The sequence below is a fragment of the Enterococcus sp. genome (assembly GCF_022711995.1).
Lineage (GTDB): Bacteria > Bacillota > Bacilli > Lactobacillales > Enterococcaceae > Enterococcus_D.
Genome location: NZ_JALAHI010000126.1, coordinates 1 through 5,953, shown reverse-complemented (window position 1 = coordinate 5,953; position 5,953 = coordinate 1). Strand labels below are relative to the sequence as shown.

The window sequence follows — 5,953 nt, the reverse complement described above, 5'->3', positions numbered from 1 at the left end:
GTACCATGCTGATCAACTCGATAGTTTAGGAGTGGAAAAGTATGCCAGATTTAGTAAAGTTTGTATTGGTTATTTTAGTTATTTGGGTTATTTATCAATTGGTTACTTCGGTTTTATTTAACGTGTCTCAAAAAGCGGTGAAAAAACGTCTGAAGAGTAATAAGATGACAGACGACCAACTTGTAAATTTGTATCATTCAGTTGCAAAGTCAAATCAATATAATACGATGCAAGCCATATTTTCTTATGGAATCTTTTACAAAAGTCATGAAAAACAGAGTAATGAAGTGTACAAGTTGTATCGCGATGAAATGGAAAAAAGAAACTTGTTATAATAGAAATGATTCGGGTACAAAGTCTCTTTCAGGGCAAAAGCTTCGGTGTGTAGCTTGAAAGAAAGTGAGATATTTTTTCGCAATTTTGTGAAGAAATATCTTTTTTTTTTGCTGAAAAAGCAAATAGAAAAGTGAAGATTCTAGATGGGAAAAGTGCGTTTTCTTTTCTGGAAAATTTCCGACTTGAAGGGATTTATTTGAAAGCAGGTTTCTCGCATCTAAAATAGCCTGAGAGCTAAGGTAATACCTTTTTTCAAAAAAATCACTTGGCTAGAATACATCTGCTTTAGGTTACAATATTCCAAAGAACGAGGGGAATGTTATAAAAATCTATGAATCTAGTATGTTTAGATGTATTATAAATATAACGATACAGTAGATAGATAATCTGGAGGAGTAGGCATGATTCGAAATTTTTTGCAAAAAGTCACACGCAAATCTGAGAAAGTAGAAAAAAAGTCATTTGAATTATTATCGAAAGAAAACAGAGAAGTAAAGAGGCTCTCATTTGAGCAAAATGAAGATGAATCGATTGTAATGGATTTTTTGAATCATATGGATAGAGAGTATGATTCGTCACCTGTGGGAAGGAAACAACAAGGTGATGCCTTTGAGCAATTTTTGGCAGCAGTTTTTCGCTTGGCGAATTATCAGGTAGAAATCACCAAAAAAAGCTATGTACAGGAAAAGCAGGTCTACACTGGCGATAACAATGTAGACTTGATTTTAAACAAAGATGGGGAACGAATTGCTGTTCAGGCTAAACATTATCGCTTGAACACGAAAAAGCCTAATTTGATTACGAAAGATTTTGTCAATAAATATTCAGGAATTTCAGATAAAAATTGGACTAATAAACTCTTTATCACGACGAGTTTATTTAATCCTCACGTCTATTTAGAAATCGAGAAAAATGAAAAAGCGCAAAATATTGAGTGGTATGACAGATATGGCTTGTTGCAGCTGTTAAATACGCTGATTCCAGAAACAATGGAAAAACATATATTTTTAAATAGTTTGCCAGAACAAGTAGTAAAATGTCCAGACTGTGAGTCGGGCTTTATTGTCCAGAAATGGAATTCACAGAAGCATAGCTATTTCAAAGGATGCACGATGTTTCCAGAATGTTCCCATACGGAAAGCTAAACATTCCGGCGTTCAATTATGGAATCTTTTCAAGTACAAGAAAGATGCACTAAAGATAGAGAGAGAAGTAATAGAAAAACGGAGGCAGTGACAGAAGAGCAAATATCCAATGATAGTGAGAGTGATTCTGGGAACCGATAGGGTTGAATTGCAGCTATAGGATGGGATTCGGGGAGACGAACATTCGAAAAATGTAGTTTACCTAATACTTCTAAAAAAGCTTTAAAAAAAGAACGGAACGATAACACAAGCAACATTCAAACAAAACGATCTCAAGGGTCTGCGACTGATTATTGCAAAAGGATTTATTGGTCAATAATCCAACAGGGGTGTCGTGTTTGCTGAAGCATTGTGTCATAGTCCGTTCTTTTTGATGTTCTCAACAGCTTTCAATGGGGTTTTTCATTTCTTTCGTAATGATCAAAGCGAATATATTGATTTTGGCTTTCTTCTTTCAAAAATTCTTTAGGTGTCAGATGAAATTCATTTTTAAAGCAGCGGAGGAAGTGAGTGTAAGAATTAAATCCGCATAACAGATAGGTTTGCGAAGCATTTCGAGTTTTTCGTAACACCTCTTTACTCATCAATAGCCTTTTTTTCAAGACATAAGAATGAAAGGAGACGCCAGTTTGTTGCTTAAAAATTCTGGAGAGGGTATAAGGACTCATATAAAGAGAAGCTGCGACAGTCGTCAAGGATAGATCATCTGTCAGATGATCATCAATATAAGTGATCACCGCTAAAATATCTTCATTTTTGTTGAGGGAATCCGCCAGAAAAAGCGGGTCGTCTTCTTGAAAGGCCAGCTGATTGATAAAAATCATAAAATTGATCAGTCTGCTTTGATAAATAAGATCCTTGCCGTAACCGGTCTCTATTTGATCCCGCAAAGGGGCCAAATGCTGCTGTAAAATCGCAGGGTCAATTTTTAATATTCGGCTATTGATTCTACCAAAATTACGGAAACAGCTGGTTAAATCTGTTTGACTGGTCGAAAGTTTAGCCAGATAACTTTGATTGATAAACAAGTAGGTTCGCTCGAAGAAATCAGATGTTTGGTGAATGATTCGATGGAGCGTGTTGGGCGGAATCAAAAGGATCGTTCCAGCTGAGATTTGAAATTCACGACCATCAATAAAAAAAAGTGCACTTCCATTGAGTGTGCAGTGGATTTCGTAAAAACTATGATAATGATAAAGGGTTGTTTCTTCCTCAACGATGTCTTTGACGTGAAAAATTTCAAACGACTCGTTGATCATGGTGTTGGCACTTTCTTTGTGCATGGGTTACTCCTTTTTAGTGCATCATTGCTTGCATTATACAAAAATAGATAGTAATGAGTCAATAACTGCTATTTTTAAGCTGATGAAAGCGTGTTACTATCGGAGTAACTTAAATAGAAGAGGGAGAACGCAATGGCAATAGTAGAAAAATTGTTTGTTCAAAAAGAAGTTGTTGAAGAGAAAATCAATCGGATGATCGAGAATTTAATCACTATTAAAGATAGCGATGGTGCGTTTCTTTTAGATTTTGATGGGTTGATCGTTGATGACAAGAGTTGGGAAATATGGAACTGGCCTCAAGGAGTAGGTTTGTATGGAATGTATAAAAATTATCAGATAACCAAGAATCCACAAGCGCTATCAGTGGTCAATACATGGTTCGATCAGCGGATGCTGGAAGGAGCCCCGCCAAAAAATGTAAATACAATGGCCCCATTGTTGGCAATGGCTTTTTTGTATGAGGATACCAGAGATTCTCGCTATTTACCCTATCTGGAACAATGGGCAGAATGGGTGATGCATGATATGCCTCGTACAGAAGAAAATGGGTTGCAGCATGCCACGTACGGACCGGAAAATCGGAATCAGTTATGGGATGATACCTTAATGATGTGTGTCTTGCCCCTTGCAAAAATCGGGATGTTGTTAAATCGACAAGATTATATCGAAGAGGCAAAACAACAGTTCATGCTCCATATCAAGTATTTAGTGGATAAGAAAACTGGGTTATGGTTCCATGGCTGGACATTTGAAGAGCGGCATAATTACGCTGAAGCCTTGTGGGCGCGTGGTAACTGTTGGATCACCATTGCTATTCCTGAAATCATTGAGATACTCGAGCTAGCACAAGGAGATGCGTTTCGTGAATTTCTGATCGGTACATTGCTTGAACAGGTCAAGGCATTACAAAAGTATCAAGATCAAAGTGGGCTTTGGCACACCCTTCTTGATGATGCGACTTCCTATGTGGAAGCTTCGGCTACTGCAGGTTTTGCTTATGGTATTTTGAAAGCTGTCCATAAACGTTATATCGATAAGTCGTTTCAAGAAGTTGCTTATCATGCTTTAGAAGGTTTAATCGATCAGATTGCAGAAGATGGTGAGGTTCAAAATGTTTCAGTCGGTACAGGAATGGGGACAGATTTGGCATTCTATAAAAATATTGGAATTACAGCGATGCCTTATGGACAGTCATTGACAGTCTTGGCTTTTACTGAACTTTTAATATCCTATTGTTGAGAAGCAAGAAAAGGAGATGAGTTGAATGATAAAAAAAGCAATTCGCATGACGCTCTTACCTGGTTGTGAGAAGGAATATGAAAAACGGCATCAAGAATTATGGCCTGAGATGAAGGAACTATTGATCGCTCATGGGGCAAAGAGTTACAGTATTTTTTTTGATAGGGACACAAATTTTCTTTTTGGTTATCTAGAGATTGAAAATGAACTAGTATGGGAGCAGGTCGCTGAGACGGCAGTCAATCAAAAATGGTGGCACTATATGGCAGACATCATGGAAACAAATCCAGATGATTCTCCCGTCACTCATAAGCTTTATCAAGTTTTTGACTTATAAATGAAAGAATCCGACAATCAGTGAGCGTGGGACAAAAGTAAAAAACACTTTTGTTCCACGCTCTAAACACGTCTAAATGGCGGGATCAGAAGCAACTCCTTATTTCTCGGAGTTAACCACTTCTGCCCAGCCCCTTTTTTCGACTAAATAGATAGAATCCGCTTTTTCAGATGGAAGTCGAAATCTCACAAAATTGGAGAATAAATTCCCGAAAATTCCGGCTTATTTCTTGAAACTGAAGACTTCTGGCACAGCTATACGAGCTTTTTGCTACTCATGAGGGGAAAATATTTTTCATTGATTAGGCTAGGACTGAAGAATAGGAATCCGAGCTTTTCAAAAATTTCTTTGGCGTTAGACCGGTAATTTTTTTAAAAGTTTGTACAAAATACTCAGGTGAATGACCAAAACCAGTTAGTGTAGCTACTTCATAAACTTTATAATTTTTTTTCAGAAGTTCTTGTGCTTTTAAAATGCGATATTCAGCTAGTTTCTGATTGAAGCGAATGCCAGTTTCTTTATAATAGGTTTTACCCAAATATTCTGGGTTTAGATAGAGTAGATGGTTGGCGATCCATTTTAAGGACAAGGCTTCACGATCATAATATTCTTCGATGATCAAGTTTACTTTTTGAGAAAGCAGCATGTTTTCATTGTTTTTTAGATCCCCACGCATTAAATCGATGCAATGAATCAGCATAGATTGCAATTCGTGCCAGTTATCCAAAAGCATGGTTTTTGGAGAATAATCATCAAAGTAAGGATCTTTTTTTAATTGATAATTTTCGAAAATCACGGAAAGCAGGTCATTGACTTGCAAGCGCAATAGTTGCACAGGATATAACTCAATGCGACAGGTGGAAAAGAAATTCTCTGTTAAGATTTGTGCTAATGTCAGTTCCCCTTTGACGATCAATGAAAGAAATTTCTCTCGGTAATCGATATAAAGATGATTTTCATAAAGGTTTTCCTGCGAAATCTGTGACTCATCAATCACTTCAAACGTTTCAAAATAGAAGGCTTTATCTAAATGTCGCTTTCCCAAATGATAGCTCGATAGAAACTTTTCGGCAGATTCCACTACGCTAGTGACAGCAATTCCTTTTCCCAAATGTGCAGATTGGACTTTTTCTTTAAAAAATGTATGAAAGGCGTTATTTCTGCTGAAGTCAATAAGATAGCCCACCTTATTTTGATGGCCAATCACTAATTCATGGTATTGAGGATAGGTTTCAATTCGTTTAGAGATCGCATGGTAGAATTTTGAATCAAATAGGTACAGACAGAAAGGGAAATCTAAAGTTGACGGCAAAGGCTCTTCTCCACAGCTATTAATGAATTGCTCGATCTGTCTTTTGAAATACAAAGAGGATTCTACTTGTTTTCGTTCAGAACGCTCAATGCTTTCTGATAATGCTTCAAACATTCGTTGAGGGAAAACCGGCTTTTCTAGGAAAAATTTCACTCCTAAAGCCATGGCTTCTTTCGCATAAGAAAAGCTGCCAAAACCTGTTAGAATAATAATTTGTATATTTTTATTGATTGCTTGCAATTTCTTGATCAACTGAAACATTTTGAACCTCACCATCTTCTGCAATCTGATCGATTAAACC

Annotated in this window: 6 protein-coding genes; 4 read left to right on the top strand and 2 right to left on the bottom strand. The window is 36.9% G+C overall.

All coding sequences use genetic code 11. The features are described from left to right. Positions 1-41 precede the first annotated feature (41 nt). Positions 42-335 carry a hypothetical protein gene (locus Q0A12_RS12680; protein WP_291293015.1) on the top strand — a complete coding sequence of 98 codons (294 nt, stop codon included), beginning with the start codon at positions 42-44 and terminating at the stop codon, positions 333-335. Positions 336-737: 402 nt separating this feature from the next. Beyond that, positions 738-1,481, top strand: coding sequence for a restriction endonuclease (locus tag Q0A12_RS12675; RefSeq protein WP_291293014.1), 744 nt, complete (start codon positions 738-740; stop codon positions 1,479-1,481). A gap of 389 nt (positions 1,482-1,870) precedes the next feature. Here the strand turns inward: Q0A12_RS12675 and Q0A12_RS12670 are convergent, their stop codons facing one another. Beyond that, complete coding sequence (locus tag Q0A12_RS12670) at positions 1,871-2,764, bottom strand: AraC family transcriptional regulator (protein WP_291293013.1); 894 nt, start codon at positions 2,762-2,764, stop codon at positions 1,871-1,873. Positions 2,765-2,896: 132 nt separating this feature from the next. Between Q0A12_RS12670 and Q0A12_RS12665 the strand changes: the two genes are divergently transcribed. Continuing rightward, positions 2,897-4,003: a glycoside hydrolase family 88 protein gene (locus Q0A12_RS12665; protein ID WP_291293012.1), complete on the top strand. Its 1,107-nt coding sequence runs from the start codon at positions 2,897-2,899 to the stop codon at positions 4,001-4,003. A 25-nt stretch (positions 4,004-4,028) separates the two neighbouring features. Beyond that, positions 4,029-4,340: an L-rhamnose mutarotase gene (rhaM, locus tag Q0A12_RS12660; RefSeq protein WP_291293011.1), complete on the top strand. Its 312-nt coding sequence runs from the start codon at positions 4,029-4,031 to the stop codon at positions 4,338-4,340. 301 nt (positions 4,341-4,641) lie between these two features. Here the strand turns inward: rhaM and Q0A12_RS12655 are convergent, their stop codons facing one another. After that, a complete protein-coding gene (locus Q0A12_RS12655; RefSeq protein ID WP_291293010.1) occupies positions 4,642-5,913 on the bottom strand; it encodes a helix-turn-helix domain-containing protein in 1,272 nt (423 codons plus the stop codon). Between the last annotated feature and the right edge of the window lie 40 nt (positions 5,914-5,953).

Coding starts and splice junctions, on each gene's coding strand:
- Q0A12_RS12675 (WP_291293014.1), top strand. CDS start 738: ATGATTCGAAATTTTTTGCAAAAAGTCACACGCAAATCTGAGAAAGTA.
- rhaM (WP_291293011.1), top strand. CDS start 4,029: ATGATAAAAAAAGCAATTCGCATGACGCTCTTACCTGGTTGTGAGAAG.
- Q0A12_RS12655 (WP_291293010.1), bottom strand. CDS start 5,913: ATGTTTCAGTTGATCAAGAAATTGCAAGCAATCAATAAAAATATACAA.
- Q0A12_RS12665 (WP_291293012.1), top strand. CDS start 2,897: ATGGCAATAGTAGAAAAATTGTTTGTTCAAAAAGAAGTTGTTGAAGAG.
- Q0A12_RS12680 (WP_291293015.1), top strand. CDS start 42: ATGCCAGATTTAGTAAAGTTTGTATTGGTTATTTTAGTTATTTGGGTT.
- Q0A12_RS12670 (WP_291293013.1), bottom strand. CDS start 2,764: ATGCACAAAGAAAGTGCCAACACCATGATCAACGAGTCGTTTGAAATT.